General features: G+C 72.5%; 20 protein-coding genes. 16 read left to right on the plus strand and 4 right to left on the minus strand.

What is annotated here, in order from left to right; genetic code table 11:
- The first annotated feature begins 6 nt into the window (after window positions 1-6).
- Window positions 7-423 carry a RidA family protein gene (locus tag ACIP4O_RS12185; protein WP_164283690.1) on the plus strand — a complete coding sequence of 139 codons (417 nt, stop codon included), beginning with the start codon at window positions 7-9 and terminating at the stop codon, window positions 421-423.
- 512 nt (window positions 424-935) lie between these two features.
- Entirely contained in the window at window positions 936-1,625 is a 690-nt protein-coding gene (locus tag ACIP4O_RS12190; protein ID WP_401574278.1) for a hypothetical protein, read from the plus strand.
- Between the two features lie 179 nt (window positions 1,626-1,804).
- Here ACIP4O_RS12190 and ACIP4O_RS12195 read toward each other — a convergent pair whose 3' ends face one another.
- Window positions 1,805-2,842, minus strand: coding sequence for a chitinase (locus ACIP4O_RS12195; RefSeq protein WP_401574280.1), 1,038 nt, complete (start codon window positions 2,840-2,842; stop codon window positions 1,805-1,807).
- 571 nt (window positions 2,843-3,413) lie between these two features.
- Here ACIP4O_RS12195 and ACIP4O_RS12200 point away from each other — a divergent pair.
- The 14 genes from ACIP4O_RS12200 to ACIP4O_RS12265 all read left to right on the plus strand — a co-directional run bounded on the left by ACIP4O_RS12200 (window position 3,414) and on the right by ACIP4O_RS12265 (window position 16,220).
- Entirely contained in the window at window positions 3,414-4,610 is a 1,197-nt protein-coding gene (locus ACIP4O_RS12200; protein WP_401574283.1) for a hypothetical protein, read from the plus strand.
- Between the two features lie 260 nt (window positions 4,611-4,870).
- Complete coding sequence (gene cpaB, locus ACIP4O_RS12205) at window positions 4,871-5,581, plus strand: Flp pilus assembly protein CpaB (protein ID WP_361328220.1); 711 nt, start codon at window positions 4,871-4,873, stop codon at window positions 5,579-5,581.
- Between the two features lie 10 nt (window positions 5,582-5,591).
- On the plus strand, window positions 5,592-7,205 hold the full coding sequence (locus ACIP4O_RS12210; RefSeq protein ID WP_401574285.1) for an AAA family ATPase: 1,614 nt from the start codon (window positions 5,592-5,594) through the stop codon (window positions 7,203-7,205).
- A 224-nt stretch (window positions 7,206-7,429) separates the two neighbouring features.
- Window positions 7,430-7,771: a TadE/TadG family type IV pilus assembly protein gene (locus ACIP4O_RS12215; protein ID WP_401574934.1), complete on the plus strand. Its 342-nt coding sequence runs from the start codon at window positions 7,430-7,432 to the stop codon at window positions 7,769-7,771.
- A complete protein-coding gene (locus ACIP4O_RS12220; protein ID WP_361328226.1) occupies window positions 7,768-9,108 on the plus strand; it encodes a CpaF family protein in 1,341 nt (446 codons plus the stop codon). Before ACIP4O_RS12215 ends, ACIP4O_RS12220 begins: the two co-directional genes overlap by 4 nt.
- A gap of 73 nt (window positions 9,109-9,181) precedes the next feature.
- The gene (locus tag ACIP4O_RS12225; RefSeq protein WP_401574287.1) at window positions 9,182-10,126 is read left to right on the plus strand and encodes a type II secretion system F family protein; all 945 of its coding nucleotides are present in this window, start codon (window positions 9,182-9,184) and stop codon (window positions 10,124-10,126) included.
- A gap of 52 nt (window positions 10,127-10,178) precedes the next feature.
- A complete protein-coding gene (locus ACIP4O_RS12230; RefSeq protein WP_401574289.1) occupies window positions 10,179-11,081 on the plus strand; it encodes a DUF5936 domain-containing protein in 903 nt (300 codons plus the stop codon).
- A gap of 7 nt (window positions 11,082-11,088) precedes the next feature.
- Window positions 11,089-12,543 (plus strand): sensor histidine kinase, encoded by a 1,455-nt coding sequence (locus tag ACIP4O_RS12235; RefSeq protein WP_401574291.1) that lies wholly within the window; start codon window positions 11,089-11,091, stop codon window positions 12,541-12,543.
- Window positions 12,524-13,171 carry a response regulator transcription factor gene (locus ACIP4O_RS12240; protein WP_361328238.1) on the plus strand — a complete coding sequence of 216 codons (648 nt, stop codon included), beginning with the start codon at window positions 12,524-12,526 and terminating at the stop codon, window positions 13,169-13,171. Before ACIP4O_RS12235 ends, ACIP4O_RS12240 begins: the two co-directional genes overlap by 20 nt.
- 89 nt (window positions 13,172-13,260) lie before the next feature.
- The gene (locus ACIP4O_RS12245; protein ID WP_401574294.1) at window positions 13,261-13,452 is read left to right on the plus strand and encodes a hypothetical protein; all 192 of its coding nucleotides are present in this window, start codon (window positions 13,261-13,263) and stop codon (window positions 13,450-13,452) included.
- A 26-nt stretch (window positions 13,453-13,478) separates the two neighbouring features.
- Complete coding sequence (locus tag ACIP4O_RS12250; protein WP_401574297.1) at window positions 13,479-14,051, plus strand: pilus assembly protein TadG-related protein; 573 nt, start codon at window positions 13,479-13,481, stop codon at window positions 14,049-14,051.
- Window positions 14,052-14,119: 68 nt separating this feature from the next.
- Window positions 14,120-14,686: a hypothetical protein gene (locus ACIP4O_RS12255; protein ID WP_401574299.1), complete on the plus strand. Its 567-nt coding sequence runs from the start codon at window positions 14,120-14,122 to the stop codon at window positions 14,684-14,686.
- On the plus strand, window positions 14,686-15,297 hold the full coding sequence (locus tag ACIP4O_RS12260) for an OmpA family protein (RefSeq protein ID WP_401574300.1): 612 nt from the start codon (window positions 14,686-14,688) through the stop codon (window positions 15,295-15,297). Before ACIP4O_RS12255 ends, ACIP4O_RS12260 begins: the two co-directional genes overlap by 1 nt.
- A 137-nt stretch (window positions 15,298-15,434) precedes the next feature.
- Window positions 15,435-16,220: a methyltransferase domain-containing protein gene (locus tag ACIP4O_RS12265; protein ID WP_401574302.1), complete on the plus strand. Its 786-nt coding sequence runs from the start codon at window positions 15,435-15,437 to the stop codon at window positions 16,218-16,220.
- On the opposite strand, the gene ACIP4O_RS12270 is transcribed toward ACIP4O_RS12265, so the two are convergent.
- From ACIP4O_RS12270 to mgrA, 3 genes are all read right to left on the minus strand, one after another.
- Window positions 16,195-16,854 (minus strand): AAA family ATPase, encoded by a 660-nt coding sequence (locus ACIP4O_RS12270; RefSeq protein WP_401574303.1) that lies wholly within the window; start codon window positions 16,852-16,854, stop codon window positions 16,195-16,197. The two genes, ACIP4O_RS12265 and ACIP4O_RS12270, sit on opposite strands and share 26 nt — an antisense overlap.
- A 137-nt stretch (window positions 16,855-16,991) precedes the next feature.
- Window positions 16,992-17,426 (minus strand): DUF192 domain-containing protein, encoded by a 435-nt coding sequence (locus tag ACIP4O_RS12275; RefSeq protein ID WP_401574305.1) that lies wholly within the window; start codon window positions 17,424-17,426, stop codon window positions 16,992-16,994.
- Window positions 17,427-17,949: 523 nt separating this feature from the next.
- Window positions 17,950-18,957, minus strand: coding sequence for an L-glyceraldehyde 3-phosphate reductase (gene mgrA, locus ACIP4O_RS12280; protein WP_401574307.1), 1,008 nt, complete (start codon window positions 18,955-18,957; stop codon window positions 17,950-17,952).
- Window positions 18,958-18,976: the final 19 nt, after the last annotated feature.

The raw sequence follows: 18,976 nt of genomic DNA on the forward strand, positions 1-18,976 counted from the left end.
CCTCTCATGCCGACCGAGAAGACCGCCCTCACCCCCGCCACGCACACCGTCCCGCCCGCGAAGTTCTCCCACGGCGTGAAGAAGGGGAACATCCTCCAGGTCGCCGGCCAGGTCGGCTTCCTCCCCGCCGTCGAGGGCCAGGCCCCGACCCCCGCAGGCCCCACCCTGCGCGAACAGACCCTGCAGACCTTCGCCAACGTCAAGGCGATCCTGGAGGAGGGCGGCGCGAGCTGGGACGACGTGATGATGATGCGCGTCTACCTGACCGACGTCGACCACTTCGCCGAGATGAACGAGATCTACAACGCCTACTTCGAGGAGCAGGGCCTCACGCAGGCCCCGGCGGCCCGGACGACGGTGTACGTGGGGCTGCCGAAGGGGCTGCTGATCGAGATCGACGCGCTGGCTGTGCTGGACGCCTGAGGGATGGGGGGCTGGGGGCGGGGTGGGGTGAGAGCGGGGGCGGGCTCGTGCGGGGGGTGGCTTGTGCGGGGGTGGGCTCGTGCGGGGGTGGGCTCGTGCGCGGGTGGTTCGTGCGGGGGTGGCTCGTGCGGGAGGGCGCTGTGCGGGAGGGGGGCTCGTGCAGGGTGGGTTTGTGCGAGGGGGCTTGTGGGGGAGGGGGGCTGTGCCGAGGGCGCTGTGCGGCTTCCGTACCGCGCAAACGTTCCCAAGGCATGGCCCACCCACCCAAAGGGGGGGCCACCTCCACGCGTTCAAGTCTTCCAGCCGCCAAGCCCCTCCCCACCCCACCCACCCCAATCTGTGGATAACCTCCGCCATCCCGCACACCCCCTCACCCCACCGAGTGAGCGGATTCTCAGGAACAGCCGAGTTGTCCACAGGTGGGGCCTTCGCGGCACCCGTGCGTGGTGGGATCTGTGTGTCCCGCGCACCCGAACCTGCGTTCCACAGGCGCGTCCGTCATACTGCGCCCCGTGGAGCAGAAGCAGAGTGAAGCGAACCTTCCGCCCATCGGCGCCGCCGCCGATCCGGCGTTGATCCCCGGCCTCACGGTGCCGAGTCCTCGTACGAGGACGGACGCGCCCGGTACGGAACCGGAAGCGGCCACCGGGACGCGCCCTGGCGCGGACGCCGACGTGCCCGCCCCCGACACGGAGGCCGAGGCCGAAGCCGAAACCAGTACCGAGGCCGAAACCAGTACCGACGCCGGCGCCGATACCGGGGCTGACGCCGAAGCCGAGCCAGGAGGCGCCACCGCGGCCGAGCCGACGGCCGACGACACGGCCCCGAGCCCCGCCAAGTCGGACACCGCCACGCCGGACACCGCCACCACGGGCGACTCCGACGAGGCGGAGACCCCCGCCGAAGAGGACGAGGACTTCCGCGCCGAGGCCGTGTTCACCGCCGCCGACCGGCGCGGCTCCGTGACCCTCGACCGCGACGGGGTCCGCTACGCGCTCGACGACCAGGCGTGCGAGTGGACCTGGAGCGAGGTGGCCGCCGTCGAGTACGGCACTTCGCGCATCGGCCGCCGCCTCACCGTCACCGTGCACACCCCCGACGAGCGCTGGTACCCGCACGACGTCCAGGCCCCGGACAAGACGACCCTGAACCGCTGGACCGAGGAACTGGACACCGTGCTCGACGCGCACTTCGAGGAGTGACGCAGGGAGCGGGGCCGACCGGCCACACAGCCCGTCGGCCCCGCTCCCGCCCAAAGTTGGCGGTACGGTCCCCGTGCCCTCGGTGCTACGGCAGCGTAGGGGGTACGGGGACCGGGCCGCGCGCGGTTCGCCCGCACACCGTCCCCGCCCCCGGTCCCCGCACCTCCGTACCTCTCTGCCTACAGCCCGTGCACGTGCGCTCCCACCGCGTCCGACCAGGAATTCCCCTCCGCCGCGTCCCAGTTGGTGGACCACGTCATCGCGCCGCGGATGCCGGGGTAGGTCTTGTCCGGCTTGAACGTGCCGCAACTCGTGCCCTTCGCCAGGCAGTCGAGTGCCGCGTTCACCACGCTCGGGGCGACGTAGCCGCCGCCTGCCGCGCTCGCCGACGCCGGGACGCCGAGGCCGACCTGCGCCGGGTCGAGCCCGCCTTCGAGCTGGATGCACGCGAGCCCGGTGAGGAAGTCGACCGTGCCCTGCGCGTACACCTGGCCGTCGCAGCCCAGCATGGAACCGCTGTTGTAGTACTGCATGTTGACGACCGTCAGGATGTCCTTCACGTCCAGCGCCGTCTTGAAGTACTCGTTCGACGTCGACTGCATGTCGATCGTCTGCGGCGCCATCGTCAGCACGAAACCGGCCCCCGCCTTCGCGGCAAGATCGTGCAACGCCTGTGACATGTAGGTGGAGTTGAGGCCGTTCTCAAGGTCTATGTCGACCCCGTCGAAGCCGTACTCCTGCATCTGCGCGTACAACGAGTCCGCGAACGCCGCTGCCGAGGCGCTGTCGTTGACGCTGACCGTGCCCTTCTCGCCGCCCACCGAGAGCACCACGCTCTTCCCCTCGGCCTGCTTCGCCTTCACGTCCGCCTTGAACTGCTCCTCGGTGTAGCCTCCGAGCCCCGCCGAGTCGAGCGTGAAGTCGACCGCGCCCGGCGTCGCCGTCGCGTCCGCGAAGGCGACCGCGATGATGTCGTACTGGTCCTGCACGTCCGCGAGCGTCTGGACCGTCGCGCCGTTGTCGAAGTTCTGCCAGTAGCCGGTGAGCGCGTGCGCCGGTACGGCCGCCTCCGGCTCCGCCGCGCTCGCGGGGGCGATCCCGGCCGTGAGCGCCGTGGCGCCAAGGGCGAGCGCCGCGACGGCGGCGAGCGCCGTGCCGAGCGCTCCGCCGCGCCCGAGGCCCGCGCGGGGAGAACGGTGGTGGGGGGAATGCAGCATGAAAGTGCCTCCTGTGGGGGGAGTCGACGACGGTGGGGCGCCATCGCCCACCAAGCTGGTCCAGACCAATATGCGCTGTCAAGAGGCGGTACGGGACTTGTCGCCGTTGGTGCGGAAGGCACCCCGCCCCCGGACCTACCTGCCGCCGAACCCGCCCGCCGCCGAACCCGCCCACCCCCGGACCCGCCCGCCTCCGGACCCACTCGCCCCCGAACCCGCCCGCCCCGGGGTCGCCGGCCCCTGCGCCTCCCCGACACGTGTGGACAGATGTTTCGGCAAGGGCCCGAAGGCCCCCTTCCGTGCGGTGTATCCGGTCAGGGAACCGGTCGGCGGGGGCGGGCAAGCCGACACAATGGGCCCAACTCCTGCCACGTAACCGCACTTTCCGGCCAAGATCCGGCTTTCAGTCGTGGAAACCCCGCGCCGTCGTAAGGCCCTACGAACCCTGCGAAGTGGGGTGTTGAGGATGCTGCGGCTGGATATGGTGCAGGAGCGAGCGGTGACGTGCCGCTCGACCGGGCTTCGCGCGCCCGCGCGTACGCGCTCGGGCGAGAGGGAGGGGGGTGGCACCGTGCCGACCGCTGTCGCCGTGACCGGGAGCGACCTCGTGCTTCCCTCGCCGGACCGCCACACGCCCGGCGCGGTCCCGCTCGGAGCCGCTACGGGTGCTCCGCTCGCCGAATCCCTCGCCGAACTCCATGCCTTACTGGAGCAGCACGGCTGGCTCATCGTGCTGCACTCCACCGCCACGGACCCGGAGGCGATCCGCCGGGTGCGCACCGCCCGCGCGGCCCTCGAAGCGGACCGCGTCACCCTCGTCGGGCTCGATCTGCCCCCGCTGGGACTCGCCCTCGTGGCACTGCAGTTGCGGCAGCTCTCCGTCTGCGACTTCACCCCCGGCGTCCTCGCATCGGCCGCCCGCCTCCTCGCCCACTACGTGCACGCCGGCGCCGTGCTCGGCTCGCTCGCCCGGCTCGACCGCGTGCCCGTCCCGCTCGGCTCGCACGCCCGCTCCCGGCTCCCCGGCACGCAGTACGCGGTCCAGGCGCACCCGGAGCCCCGCCTCGTCAAGGCAGTCCCCGGCGCCGAACTCCCCGGACCCGACTTCGCTACCCGTCTCTACCTCGCCCACGGCGACCGCCCCTCGACCTGGCTCGGCGAGACCCTCGCCCGCACCTGGCAGGTCCAGTCCGTCACGGAAGTTCCCCTGCCGAAGGACTCCGTGGCCTGGTGGGGCACGGGCAGACTCACCGAGTTCGCCGCGGGCATCCCCGACATCTCCGTCCTCTACCAGCTCGTCTCCTCCGTGCGCCGCGAACGCTGCCGCTGGTGCGGGCTCGAATTCCTCGGCGACCGCTGCGGGTTCTGCGGAGCCCCGCTCGCCCCACCGGCCCTCCGTATCCCGGCCACCACCCGCGAGCCCCACCGCGAACTCGGTCGCGAGGGCGCCCGCGAACCCGGGCGCCAGGCCCCGCGCGGACCGTTGCGCGACCTCCCCGCCGCCCGCCGGGCAGCCGCCGCGCTCCCGCACGCGGGCCCCCGCCCCGACACCGGACTCCCCGGCCCGCCCGGCGAGTTGGGCCCCGTGTCCCCCACGGGTACGACGCCGCCGCCCCCCGCTCCCTCAGGTGCGGCCCCATCCGACCACCCGGGCTCACCCGACCACCCAGCCCCACCCGACCACCCGGGCTCACCCGACCACCCAGCCCCACCCGACCACCCGGCCCCACCCGATCACCCGGGCTTGCCGCACCCCCCGTACCGCTGACCCAGAGGCCCGCTGACCCGGCGCCCCGCCGACCCCTCGCGCCCGCCCACGCGCGAGGCCCGGCCCCCGGGGCCCCGCCGATCCAAGGCCCCTACGCGACACGCCTATACACCCCGGCTTCGCCCGACCACGGACCCCGACCCACAACGACCACGCCCCCCGCCCCACCAGCCCCCGGACCAGCCCCCAAGTCTCCGCCCCAGCCCCGACTCCCGCCCCGAACCCACCCCGACTCCCGCCCCGATCGAGGTACTCCGGCCATGAACTCACGCCAGCGCCGAGGCGTCGTCCTGATGGTGCTCTCCGCCGTGTGCGCCCTCATCGCGCTCGTCGGGGTGCTCGGGGTCGTCAGGAACGTCAACTCCAAGGTGGGCGACGAGCAGACCGCCTACCGGCTCAAGAACGACATCGCCCCGTACAAGAGCCTCGACGCCTCGCAGTTCGAGAAGGTGTCCATTCCGAAGCGCTGGCTGCCCGACACCGCCGTCACCCGAATCGGTGCCCTGCGCGGCAAGATCGCCGTCACCACGCTCCACAAGGGCTCGCTGCTCCAGGACGACATGATCGTGAACCGCCCCACGCTCGCGGCGGGGGAGCAGGAGATCGCGATCATGATAGACGCGGCGACCGGCGTCGCGGGGAAGATCACCCCTGGCTCGTCGGTCAACATCTACGCGACCTTCAAGGGCCAGAACGAGAACCAGAAGGACGAGTCCCGGCTCATCGTCGAGCGCGCCCAGGTCCTCGACGTCGGCAAGCTCACCCCCTTCGACCAGAACAACGACGACAACCGCGACCGCTCCACCGAAGCCGTCCCCATCACCTTCGGACTCGGCACCGCCGACGCGCAACGCGTCGCCTACGCAGAGTCGTTCGCGACCCATGTCCGGCTCGCGCTCGTCGGCGCCGGCGAGCAGCCGCCCGCCGCCGCGGGGCCCGACCGCACGTACACCCTGGACAAGGACAAGTGAGGCGGCGGCCATGAGCACGCGCATCCTCCCGGTGGCGGGCGATCCCGACCTCTCCCGTTCCCTCGTCTCCCTGCTCAGCCAGCTCCCCGAGACCGAACCCGCCCTGCCCGTACCGGACTCGACCGCTCTTCTCGACGCGCTCGACCGGCTCGCCGCGGAATCGCTCGACGAACTCCCCGAGGTCGTCCTCGTCCACGAACGCGTCGGCCCCGTACCGGCGCTGGACCTCATCCACGAGGTCGTGCGGCGCTTCCCCCAGGTCGGTGTCGTCCTCGTCACCGCCGACACGGGGACCACCGTCCTCACCGCCGCCATGGACGCGGGCGCGCGCGGCATCCTCCCGCTCCCGCTCGCCTACGACGCCCTCTCCGAACGCGTCCGCGCCGCCGCCGAATGGGCCGCCGGAATGCGCCGCCACCTCGGCAACGGGCCCGAGAGCGGCGGCGGCGCGGGAGGCGGTCGCGTCATCACCGTCAGCGGCGCCAAGGGCGGCGTCGGGACGACCCTCGCAGCCGTGCAACTCGCCCTCGCCGCACAGGCGTCGGGGAGCACCGTCGCCCTCGTCGATCTCGACCTCCAGTGCGGCGACGTCGCCGCTTTCCTCGACGTCCAGTTCCGCCGCTCCAGCGTCGACCTCGCCGGTATCGCGGACCTCACCCCGCGCGTCCTCCAGGACGCGATGTTCCCGCACCCCAGCGGCCTCGGCCTCCTCCTCGCCCCCGCCGACGGCGAGCGCGGCGAGGAAGTCACCGAGCGCGCGGCCCGGCAGATCCTCGGCGCGCTGCGCTCCCGCCACGACCTCGTCGTCGTCGACTGCGGCTCCCAGCTCACGGCCGCGAGCGCCGCCGCCGTCGAACTCGCGTACCAGGCCCTGCTGTTGGTAACCCCGGACGTCATGGCGGTACGGGCCGCGAAACGCACCGTACGACTGTGGGAACGCCTCCAGATCCGCAAGGCGGAGGAGACCCTCACCGTCCTCAACCGCCACACCCGCTCCGGCGAGATCCAGACGGCCCTGGTCTCACGCATCACCGGCACCCGCACCGCGCGCACCACGATCCCCGCCGCCTACAAGGAACTCGCCGGAGCCATCGACGCGGGCCGCGTCCACGAGCTCGACGCCCGCGGCACCGTGCGGCAGGGCCTGTGGGCCCTCGCGGGCGAACTCGGCCTCGTCCAGGTTCCCGAGCAGCCCACCGGCGGCCGACGCCGCAAGAAGGGGGCCCACACCGGAGCGTCCGGCGCGCTCGTCCGCCGGGGCGACCGCGGCGCCGTCACCCTCGAATTCGCCGGGATCTTCCCCCTCGTCCTCGTCGTCATCGGCCTCATGTGGCAGTGCGCGCTGTACGGATACACCTTCAGCCTCGCCGCCAACGCCGCCGACGAGGGCGCCCGCGCGGGCACCGCCGCCGTCGCCGCGGGCGAGGACGGCGCGGGAGCCTGCCGCGCCGCCGCGACCCGCCACCTCCCCGGCGCCTGGAAGGGCGCCGCCATCAGCTGCGGCGGCGCGGGCGACGTCTACCAGACCACCGTCCAGGCCAAGGTCCCCCTCTTCTTCCCCGGCGTCGACGGCGGCTGGACCGTCAAAGGCAAGGCGGGCGCGGCCACGGAGGGGGACCGATGACGACCACGGCCACGGCGGCAGGCGCTCGGCACGGCGCCCGTACGGGGGCGGTACGCCGTCACTCTCGTACGGGCACACGGCTCGGCCCCCCCGCGCTCACGGGCCGCCGCCTCCCGCGTACGCGCGCCTGCGAGCGAGCGAGCCAAGGGCGAACCGCCACCGTTTGCCGCCCCCGCGCGGCTCGTCCCCTCGCCCCCCGCGCGCGCGACGACCGAGGCAGCTCCATCCTCGAATTCGCCGGCTTCCTCCCCGTCCTCCTCCTCGTCGGCCTCGCCGCCATCCAGCTCGGCCTCGTCGGCTTCGCCGCCAACCAGGCCGGGACCGGCGCCCGCGCCGGGGCACGCGTCGCCTCGCAGGCCGAGGGCGGCAACGGGGTCGCCGCCGCGCGCGCCGCCATGACCGACGGGCTCGACGCCACCGTCACGCCCGGCGGGGGCGGCGACACCACCACCTACACCGTCGCCGTCCGCGTACCGACCCTGCTGCCCTTCGTCGGCAACGGCTGGACCGTCACCCGTTCCGCGACCATGCCCAACGACGACACCGGGGAGGTGACCCTGCCGTGAGCCTGCGCTCCCGCATCTCCGCGCCCGAGGACGAGGGCGTCCTCGAAGACGGCCGCCTCGTGGCCGGATACCGCGCCAAGCTCCTGGAGGAGATCGATCTCGCCGAGATGTCCGCGCTCTCCGCGAGCGAGCGCCGCACCCGCCTCGAACGCGTGCTCGGCCACCTCATCAGCCGCGAGGGCCCGGTCCTCTCCACCTCCGAACGCAGCCGCCTCATCCGGCGCGTCGTCGACGAGGCCCTCGGCCTCGGCATCCTCGAACCGCTGCTCGAAGACGCCTCGATCACCGAGATCATGGTCAACGGGCCCGACGCGATCTTCGTCGAGCGCGCGGGCCGCGTGGAGCGCCTCCCGCTCCGCTTCGCCTCGCACGACCAGCTCATGCAGACCATCGAGCGCATCGTCTCGACGGTCAACCGCCGCGTGGACGAGTCGAATCCGATGGTCGACGCGCGCCTGCCGAGCGGTGAGCGCGTCAACGTCATCATCCCGCCGCTCGCGCTCACCGGCGCCACGCTCACCATCCGCCGCTTCCCGCGCGTCTACACGCTCCCCGAGCTGATCGGCCTCGGCTCGCTCGACGAGCAAATGCTGCTGCTCCTGGCCGCGTTCGTCCGCGCCCGGCTCAACATCATCGTCGCGGGCGGTACGGGAACGGGCAAGACGACCCTGCTCAACGCGCTCTCCGGCATCGTCCCGGCCCACGAGCGCATCATCACCATCGAGGACTCCGCCGAACTCCAGCTCCAGCAGGCCCACGTCATCCGCCTGGAGTCCCGCCCGCCCAACGTCGAGGGCAAGGGCCGCATCACCATCCGCGACCTCGTGCGCAACTCGCTCCGCATGCGCCCCGATCGCATCATCGTCGGCGAGGTGCGCGGCGGCGAGACCCTCGACATGCTCCAGGCCATGTCGACCGGCCACGACGGCTCCCTCGCGACCGTCCACGCCAACTCCGCCGAGGACGCGCTGATGCGCCTGCAAACCCTCGGCTCGATGTCCGAAGTCCGCATCCCCTTCGAGGCCTTGCGCGACCAGATCAACTCCGCCGTGGACGTCGTCGTGCAACTGGGCCGCCAGGCCGACGGCTCCCGGAAGATCACCGAGATCGCCCTCCTCACCTCGCGCGGCCACGACCCCTTCCGCATCACCACCGTCACCCGCTTCGAGACGGCCCCGCTCACCGCCGACCGCGTCGTGCGCGGCGCCTACCGGCACCTGCCGCTGCCCCGCTCGGCCGCCGAGAAGCTGCACCTCGCGGGAGAGGTGCTCCCCGCGGCCTACGGGGTCGCCCCCGACGACGTACTCGCCCGGCACACGAGGGAGGCGCGCGGATGACCCCGGCCCACCGCCGCGACACACGACCCGACACCGCACAGCCGTGCGGCCGTTCGTACGAGGAGGCCCTCGCATGAGCAACGGTCCCGCCTTCCTCGCGCTGGCCGCGACCCTCCTCGCCGGGATACTCCTCGTCGTCGCCGCACGCCTGATGGCGCAGGGCCGCGCCGAGCGCGAGGCCCTCGTCGACCGGCTCGCGGGCGACAGCCACCTCGGCACCCGTACGCGAGGCTCCCGCCGCCTCGCCGGACTCGACCGCGCCGTCCGCCGCACCCGCGCGGGCCGCGCCCTGCACCGCCGCCTCTCCGCGACGGGACTACCGCTCTCGGCAGGCGAGTTCACCCTCTACGCCGCCGCCGCGCTCGCCGTCCTGTGGACCGTCGCCGCGACCGTCCTCGCCCCCTTCTTCGGCCCCATCGCCGCCCTCGTCGGCGCCTGGTCCGCGTACGCCTTCCTCAACTGGCAGCGCGCCAAGCGCATCGAGGCGTTCATCAGCCAGCTCCCCGACGTGGCGCGCCTCCTCGCCAACGCCACCGCCGCCGGACTCGCCCTGCGCACCGCGCTCGCCATGGCCGCCGAGGAACTGGAGAACCCGGCAGGCGAGGAACTGAGCAACGTCGCCGACCAGTTGGCGCTCGGCCGCTCCATCGACGAAGCGCTCGACGAACTCTCGCGCCGCCTCCCGTCCCGCGAACTCGTCGTCCTCGTCACGACCTTGGTCCTCTCCAACAAGGCGGGCGGCACCGTCGTCGGCTCCCTGCGCAACCTGACCGTCACCCTGGAGGAGCGCAAGGAGACCCGGCGCGAGGTCCGCACGATGCTCTCCGAGGTCAACGCGACCGCCTTCACCGTCCCCGCGCTCGGCCTCGGCTCGCTCCTCCTCGTCAACGCCCAGAACGACGGCGCCCTCCACCGCGTCACCGGTTCGGGGCTTGGCCAGTTCCTCATCCTGCTCTCCCTCGGGCTCTACACCGTGGGCTTCTTCGTCATCCGCCGCCTCGGAAGGATCGACGTATGAGCCGCCGACCCGCACGCCGCGCGGAGCCGCGCCGCGAGGGAAGGACCGCCGCATGAGCACCGGAGCCCTCGGCGTGCTCCTCGCCCTCCTCATGGCCGCCGGAGTCGGCGGCGTCCTCCTCGGCCTGCGCATGTACCGGAGCGAGACCAAGCTCCCCGACGACCTCGCGCTCGCCCTGGAGGTCGGCTCCACCCGCGTCAAGGCCGCCGATTCCGCGGTCGACCGCCTCGGCCTGCGCTTCGCCCCGTACGTCCTCAGGCTCATGGGCCCGCGCCGCGTCGAGGCGAAGCGCCGCCGCATCGACGCGGCCGGAAACCCCGGCGGCCTCACCCTCGACCGCTACGCCGCCCGCCGCGCCGTCTACGGCATCTTCGGCCTCCTCATGGCCGCGATCTTCGCGAGTTACGGCTCCCCGCTCTTCGCCTTCCTCGCCCTCGGCTTCGGCCTCGTCGCCGCCGACGCGACCATCTGGCAGGCGGTACGGGAACGCCGCGACGTCATCGACCGCACCCTCCCCGACTTCCTCGACGTCCTCGCCGTGGTCGTCAGCGCGGGCCTCGGCTTTCGTCAGGCGCTCGAACGCGTCGCCGAGAAGTACGAAGGCCCCTGGGCCGACGAACTCCGCATCACCCTGCGGCAGATGGACATGGGCGTGAGCCGCCGCCAGGCATTCGACGAACTGCGCCGCCGCAACAACTCCGAACAGGTCGCCCAGTTCGTCTCCGCCCTCCAGCAGGGCGAGGAACTCGGCTCCCCGATCGCCGAGACCCTCATCCAGATCGCCAACGACATGCGCCGCACCGATGCCCAGCAGGCCCGCCGCCGCGCCGCGAAGACCATCCCCAAGGCCACCATGGTCACCCTCGTCTTCATGCTCCCCGCGACGATGATCCTCATCGCGACCGGCATGTTCCTCGGCTCCGGGTCCGACCTCGGATCGATCCTGGGCGGGTGAGCGACACGTGACACCACTGACCGGAACACCCGCGCGGCACACACGGCACTACGGCACGTACGAGACGGACGGCACGCGAAGCCCGTACGAGAGCACGCACGACAGCGTGAGCCCGTACGAGAGCCCGCACGGTGTGGACCCGTACGTGAGCCCGCACGACGCCAGGCGCGGCGTGAGCCCGTACGAGCCCGACCCGCGCGCACCCGCCGCGGCACCCCCCGTGCCCCCGTCCCCGCCCCCCGCCCACGCCCTCGCCGCGCTGTGCCGCCACGTCATCGGCGCCCGCCTCGCCGTCCTCGCCCTCGGCATCCCCTTCGCCCTGCGCTCCGCGGAGCCCGGCGCCTCCCGCGCCCTCGCCGTCACCGCCGCGGTGCTGAGCCTGCTCGGCTCGTACGCGGTGCTGCGCCACTGGGAGCGCGTCGTCCCGCTCCTGCTCCGCCACCCCACCCTCCTCGCCGTCGACCTCGCCGCGACGACCGTGCTCCTCCTGATCGCGACCCCCGCCTCGCCCCTCGGCTACGCGGCCCTCGCGACGCCCCTGCTGGCCGCCCTCCTCTACACCCGCCGCTGGGCCGTCTTCTTCACCGCACTCCAGCTCGCGATCCTCGCCGCCCTCGCCGCACCCCCCGCCGCGCCGCGCACCGGGGTCCTCCTCGTCGCCGGCTTCTGCCTCGCCGCCGCCGTCGCGGGCGCGACCCTGCGCACCTTCGTGCTCCGCCTCCTCACCGCGAGCACGACCCTCGCCGAGACCCGCGAGCGCCTCGCCGTCGCCGAAGCGCTCGCCGCCGAACGCGCCCGTCTCGCCCGGGACATGCACGACACCGTCGCCAAGACCCTGCACGGCGTCGCGCTCGCCGCCGAGGCCCTCTCCACGACCGAGGACCCCGCCGTCGTACGCGGCGACGCCGCCCACGTCGCGCGCGCGGCCCGCCGCGCGGCCACCGAGTCCCGCGTCCTCCTCGGCGGACTGCGCCGCCGCACCGACGCCCCCGGCGGCCCCGTCGACCTCGTCCCCGAACTCGACGCACTCCTTGCCGCCCACACCGACCGCACCGGCACCCCCGCCACCCGCACCGCCGCGGGCCCGGCTCCCCTCCTCGACCCCGCGGCGGCCCGCACCCTCCTCCTCATGACGGCCGAGGCCCTGGAGAACACGGCCCGCCACGCCGAGGCCGAGCGCGTGACCCTCCTGTACGGCACCGAGGCCGCCACCGGCCGCCTCGTCCTCGCCGTCCGCGACGACGGCCACGGCCTGCCGCCCGGCCTCCCCGGCCCGCGGGAACTCGCCGCGCGCGGCCACTACGGCCTCCTCGGCCTGAGCGAACGCCTCGCGACCCTGCCGTACCCCACCCGCCTCACGATCGGCGCGCCGCCACGCGGGCCGGGCACCGAGGTCCGCGCCGAACTGACCCTCCGCACTGCCCGAGAGGAGCCCGAGGACCATGCCCATCGCTCCGCCTGAACCACTGCGGCTCGTCGTGGCCGACGACAATCCCGTCGTACGAGCCGGACTCCGCGCCCTCCTCGAAGGCCGCGCCGACGCGGTCGTCGTCGCCGAGGCGGCGGACGGCCGCCAGGCGCTGGCCGCGACCGAACGCCACCGGCCGGACGGGGTCCTCCTCGACCTGCGGATGCCGGTCGTGGACGGACTGACCGTCCTGCCCCGCCTCGCCCGCCTGGCACCCGTCCTGGTCATCACCTACGGAAGGGACGCGGAACTCCACGCGAGGGCGAGGCGGCTGGGCGCGGCGGGCTGCCTCGTGCACGGCGACTTCACCGTCCCCCAACTGGTCGGAGCCGTACGTCACTTACGCGCGGGGACTCCGGCCCCGCCACCCCCTTCGCAAAAGCAACCATCCGTGCGACCCTCGTGGGGCGGGCCGCTGAGCGCACGGGAGGAAGAGGTCATGAACCTCATCGCGGCGGGTCTGAACAACCGGCAGATCGCGGCGGCGTGCTTCATCACCGAGAAGACGGTGAAGAACCACATCAACCGCATCTTCGCCAAGCTCCAGACCACCACCCGCAGCGAGGCCATAGCCCGCTGGCTCGGCACGGCCCACCCCGCCCTGGGAGGCCCCCATGCCTGACCCCACCCCTTGGGCCCACGGACCCTCCCCCCACCACCCTCCGTCGCCCTACGGTCACACCACCACACCGGCCCACCCGGGAGACCACCATGCCCAAGCCCACCACCTGGCTCCCCACCCTCCTCAACAAGCTCCGCAGGGACGACGGGGCGGGGTTCGTGGAGTACGCGGGGTTGCTGATCATCATCGCGGGGATTTTCGTGCTGATCGACGGTTTGGGGCTCGACGGGAAGATCTCCGGTGCGATTCTGGACGCGGTGAACAGCGTGGTGGGCGGCTGAGGGCTGGGGACGGGCAAGCCGGTCAAGTGCTGCCGTTGTTCGTGTGGGCTACAGCGGCGATCCTCTTCGCGGCATTCGCGTTCTTTGCCTTCGCCCAAGCGGCGCTGGGGAGAAACGGTGCTCAATCAGCTGCTGACGCGGCTGCCCTCGCTGCGGCTCAGGAGGAGAGGGAGCAGCTTGCCGACGGATTTGTGGCTGCTCTGGAGCAGGACGGGGACTGGAAAAGATGGCTGGATGGTCTTGGTCGTGATGCTGTAGATCTCTCCCCAGCCGCAGAACGCCTGGCGTCGTCGAATGACTCCACCCTCGAAGACCTGCAGCGCGTCGACACGGCCGTGGGGCCGGGTGTTCGTGTGCGAGTGGTACGGAAGTCCGGCCTCGGGGCGAATGTGGTGGCGGGCGTTCAGGGGAAGCGCGCGCACGCTGAAGCGACGGCGGCGGTGAAGCCACTCTGTGCGATTGGCGAGGAGAAGGCCGAAGGTGGCCAAGTTTCCTTCGTTTGCGCGAAGGGTGAGCGCTACTCCTTCGATCCGGAAGAAGTCGACGAAGCGGAACTTCCAAGCGCTGCGGAGCTTTTTTCGGTGCAACTGACCCACTGATCACATTGGAAGGCAGAGTCATGGCTGTTCTCCGACGGCGTGCCCCGAGGGAGTCGAGAAAGGTGGTCGTGGCCTTTTCTCTTGTTGCTGTGATGAGTTTCTCCCTCGCCTCCTGCGGCGGAGGTGGCGAGGGGGATTCCGGAAAAGAACCGAAGGATTCGTCCCCCTCTGCGGCTCATGAAGACCGACCTTCATCACCAGCCGCCCAGCCTTCCTCGCAAGAAACCGGCGGGGCCACTCTCGCGGAAGTCAAGGGTGGACAGGAACTCGATCTGAAAGTTACGAGCGCGCAGCGTGACGCCGCGGGTTTCGTCACCGTCAGCGGCACTGTGACCAATGGCAGCGGAAACGCCTGGACGGCTGCTGACTGGCGTGGCGACGAGCGAGAGCTGCGCGACAACGGAGGGTCCATCGCCGGAGCCTCATTGGTCGACGCGACGGCAAAGAAACGATATCTCGTACTCCGTGACACGGCGGGACGCTGCCTCTGCACCCGCTTTGTCGGCGGTGTGAACCCCGGGGCGACGACCGACTGGTTCGCTCAGTTTCCCGCTCCCCCCGCCTCCACCAAGAAGGTCACCTTTCAGGTGGGGAGTATGCCGCCCGCCGAGATTCCGCTCAGTGAGGCGCGGTGATGGCGCGGGTGCGGGGCGGGGCCGTGGTGGTCGCTTCGGTGGTGCTCGTGTTCGGGCTGCCGGGGGGCGTGGCCGGGGCCGATGACGGGCCCACCGTGCCGCCGGGGAGTGTGACCACCTCGCCGCCCCCCGATGTCGATTCGAGCAGTCCCGGGCTCCGTCTCGCCGACGGCGCGCAGCTCGCGCCCGCCAAGGTGCTCGACATCAAGTCGGTCGTCGAGGACCTCGGCGGCGAGGAGCGCCGCGAGGACACCAACACCGACGTGAAATTCGCTCTCCAGGCAGAAGTCCTCTTCGACAAGGACAAGTTCGCCCTCGACCCCTCCGGCAGGGCCCGCATCAAGGCCATCGCCGAGGAGGCGAAGAAGCAGAGGGCCCGCACCGTCCGCGTCTTCGGCTTCACCGACAACCTCGGCAGCTACGCCCACGGCAAGACGCTCTCGAAGCGCCGCGCCGACATCGTCCACGACGAAATCGCCCCGTACCTCGGCCCCGAGGTCACCTTCGAGGTCCGCGGCTACAGCGAGGACTACCCCATCGCCGACAACACCACGGAGGAAGGCCGCCGCAAGAACCGCCGCGTCGAGGTCTCCTTCCCCCGCACGGGCTGAGCGGGAGGACCGGGGTACGCGAGCGAGCGCCGGCGCCGCCAGTACCACCTTCAAGCCTCCGTCGGCCCGGCCCCGTGCCGGCTCCCCACCCCGAAACCCGCTGGCCACACCCCTCGCACCCGCGTCATGCTCGCCCCATGGACTCCACCGCACACGACTCCACCGCACACGACTTCGACGCCCTCGTCCGTGACGGCGCCACCTCCCCCGTCGAAGGCTGGGACTTCTCGTGGTTCGAGGGCCGGGCCACGGAGGAACGGCCCCCGTGGGGGTACGCGCGGCTGCTCGGGAAACGCCTGGGGCGGGCGCGGGTGAGCCTCGACATCGACACGGGCGGGGGAGAGGTCCTGGCGAGCGCGCCCGCCGTACCGCCGTGCGCCGCCGCCACCGAGTCCTGGCCCCCGAACGCCGCGAAGGCCACCGCGCTCCTCGCCCCGCGCGGCGTCGTCGTCGTGGCGACGCGCGCGGGCGAGCCGCTGCCCTTCCCGGACGGCGTCTTCGACCTCGTGAGCGCGCGGCACCCGGTCCGTACGGACTGGCCCGAGGTCGCGCGCGTACTCGCTCCCGGCGGTACGTACTTCTCGCAGGAGGTCGGCCCGTGGAGCGGCGCCGAGGTGAGCGAGTGGTTCCTCGGCCCGCAGCCGGAGGAGACGTGGACGGCACGCGACCCGGAGAAGGCGCGCGCGGCCGCCGAGGCGGCGGGTCTGGAGGTCGTGGACCTGCGCGCGGTACGGCTGCGGATGGAGTTCCACGACATCGGGGCGGTCGTCCACTATCTGCGCAAGATCGTGTGGATGGTCCCCGGCTTCACCGTCGAGCGGTACGAGGACCGCCTGCGCGAGCTGCACGAGCTGATCGAGGCCGAAGGCGGCTTCCTCGCCCACAGCAGCCGCTTCCTCATCGAGGCCCGCAAACCGGTCTGAGCGCGGGCCGGGCCGGGAACAACTCCTCGACGAACGCGACCCGCCCGGCCACGTCGACGCAGGGCAGCGGCACGACCTCGTAGCCGTACTCCGCGTACACCGCCGCGATCACCTCGCCCGTGCGCCGCGCCACGGCGGGCGTCTGGGCGCGCTCCTCGTCGAGGCGGTAGATGTCCGGCCAGAAGGGCGCGAGGAGGACGCGCGGGTGGTACGGGTGCGCGCGGGCCGCGCGGGGGAGCGCGGGCGGCACGGGGAGGCCCTCCAGACGGAGGTAGCCGATCGTGTCGGGCAGGCCCCGGTCGAAGAAGACCGGCGGCCCGGTGCGGTCGGCTCCGGCGTACGTGGCGGCGTCCCGCGCGACCATCAGCTGCGCGAAGCGCGCCCGGTCGGCCCACGGCAGCGCGTCCCCGCCGCACGCCCGCTGCTCCCGGATGATCGCGCGCCCCGCCTCCGCCGTGACCGGATGGCCGCGCCGCGCCAGCGCGTCGAGCAGCCTCGTCTTCCCCGCCCCCGGCCCGCCCGTCACCACGACGAACGGCGGCGCGGGGGCGCCGGCCGCGTGCGGTGCGGGCGGACGCTCCCCACCACCGCCTGATTCCGCATCGTTATCGTGCGGGTCTCGTGCAGGCGTCATCGATCCCCTAAGTTCAGACCAACGGAAATCGCGTGCGCAAACGCGCGTGCTCCGGTACCGCGCGGTGGAGGGGGCCGCGCGGTACCTCTCCGCATTCGCGAAGGCACAGCCGACAGGTCCACAGCGCGGTCGGGGGCTCAGGCGCGGGCGTCCTCGTCGCTCTCGCCGTCCCCGGCTTTCTCGATGGCGACACGGGTCCCGGGGCGCAGCCCCCAGTCGGCCATCGCGCCCGCCTCCGCCTCCAGGACGTGCCGCGCCCACGGGCGGGGCAGGCCCAGGCGCCCGGGGCGCATCGTGCGCACGGACCGTACGCGCCACTCGCGGTCGAGGAACGCCACGTCGATCGCGAAGCGCATCCCGAGCGTGTGCACCGCGCTCGCGGGACTCAGCAGCAGCGCCCCCCGCACCGCGTCCCGCCCGAGCAGCCCACGCCCCCGTTCCCGCGCCGTCCGCGCGACCTCCAGCGGGACCGCCGAGCCCGGCGAACCGTCCCGGGCGAGGACCCGCAGCACGTTTCCCGGCGCGACGGGCTCGCCCTGGTGGCCGCCGGACGCGGACTCCGTACTCGTCATACCGGCGACCGTAGTGCCCCCGCGACGCCCGCGTGCCGTCCTCTCGTCAAACCAGACGCACCGGCTTCGCCCGTGTGGGTGGGATACGCCCCGAAGTGCCGTACGGCGATCCCGCGCTGCCCCGCCTCGGAGAGAAAGCGGCGGAAAAGGGCATCAAGGGGTCGCGAAGTGAGCGAATCGATCGGCGCCACGTCGCCGGGCGAACCCGGAGAGTAGTGGTTCGGTGTGAATGTCGCCGTCTTCCCTCACGAAGGGTTATGGTGGAGCTCCCCCCCTCGGGCCGGTCCGTACCCCCCCCCACGGACCGGCCCGTTTTCTTTGCCCGCAGCCGCCCCCGCACACGCCGGAGGCCGACGGGGCCCCGCAAGGTCCTCACGGACCCGGGCGGCACGGCACCCCACCGGCCTCAGCGCGTTCCTTCGGCTTCTCCGGCTCTTCGGCTTCTCCGCTCCTCGGGAGAGCGAGCGTTCAGCGGCCGAAGCCGCCGAAGGCCCTCAGCCCCAGCTCGGCTCCGCCACCCCCGTCACCACTCCACCGTCAGCGCGTCGATCCGCTCCAGCTCCTGCCCCGTGAGCGCGGGCGCCGACACGGCCGCCACGTTCTCGTCGAGCTGCCGGGTCGAGGAGGCGCCGATGAGCGCGGAGGTCATCCGGGGATCGCGGAGCACCCAGCTCAGCGCGAGCTGTGCGAGCGTCTGGCCCCGCCCGGAGGCGATCTCGTTCAGCTCGCCCAGCTTCTTGATCCGCTCCTCGGTCAGCGACGTCGGGTCCAGGGACTTGCCCTGCGTGGCCCGCGAGCCCTCCGGGATGCCGCCCAGGTACTTGCCCGTGAGCACGCCCTGCGCCAGCGGTACGAACGAGATGCAGCCCATGCCCGCCGTCTCCAGCGTGTCGAGCAGACCGTCCCGCTCCGTCCAGCGCTCGATCATCGAGTACGAGGGCTGGTGGATGAGCGCGGGCACCCCCATCTCGCGCAGGATGCGGGACGCCTCGGCGGTCTGCTCCGAGGAGTACGAGGACACGCCCACGTACAGCGCCTTGCCCTGCTGGACGGCGGTCGCGAGCGCGCCCATCGTCTCTTCGAGCGGTGTGTCGGGGTCGAAGCGGTGCGAGTAGAAGATGTCGACGTGGTCGGTGCCCATCCGGCGCAGCGAGGCGTCGAGCGAGTTCAGCAGGTACTTGCGCGAGCCCCACTCCCCGTACGGACCCGGGGTCATCAGGTAACCCGCCTTGGTCGAGAGGACCAGCTCGTCGCGGTACGGGGCGAAGTCCCGCGCGAGGAGCTTGCCGAAGTTCAGCTCCGCCGAGCCCGCCGGGGGCCCGTAGTTGTTCGCGAGATCGAAGTGCGTGATGCCGAGGTCGAAGGCGTGCCGCAGGATCTCGCGCTGCGAGTCAAGGGTGCGGTCGTCGCCGAAGTTGTGCCACAGGCCGAGCGAGACGGCGGGAAGGAGCAGGCCACTGCGGCCCGTCCGCCGGTACTCCATGGTGTCGTAACGGCCGTCCGCCGCCTGGAAGAAAGCGTTGTCTGACATGCGCGAAGGGTACGTGAGG

The organism is Streptomyces sp. NPDC088923 (genome assembly GCF_044749745.1).
Lineage (GTDB): Bacteria > Actinomycetota > Actinomycetes > Streptomycetales > Streptomycetaceae > Streptomyces.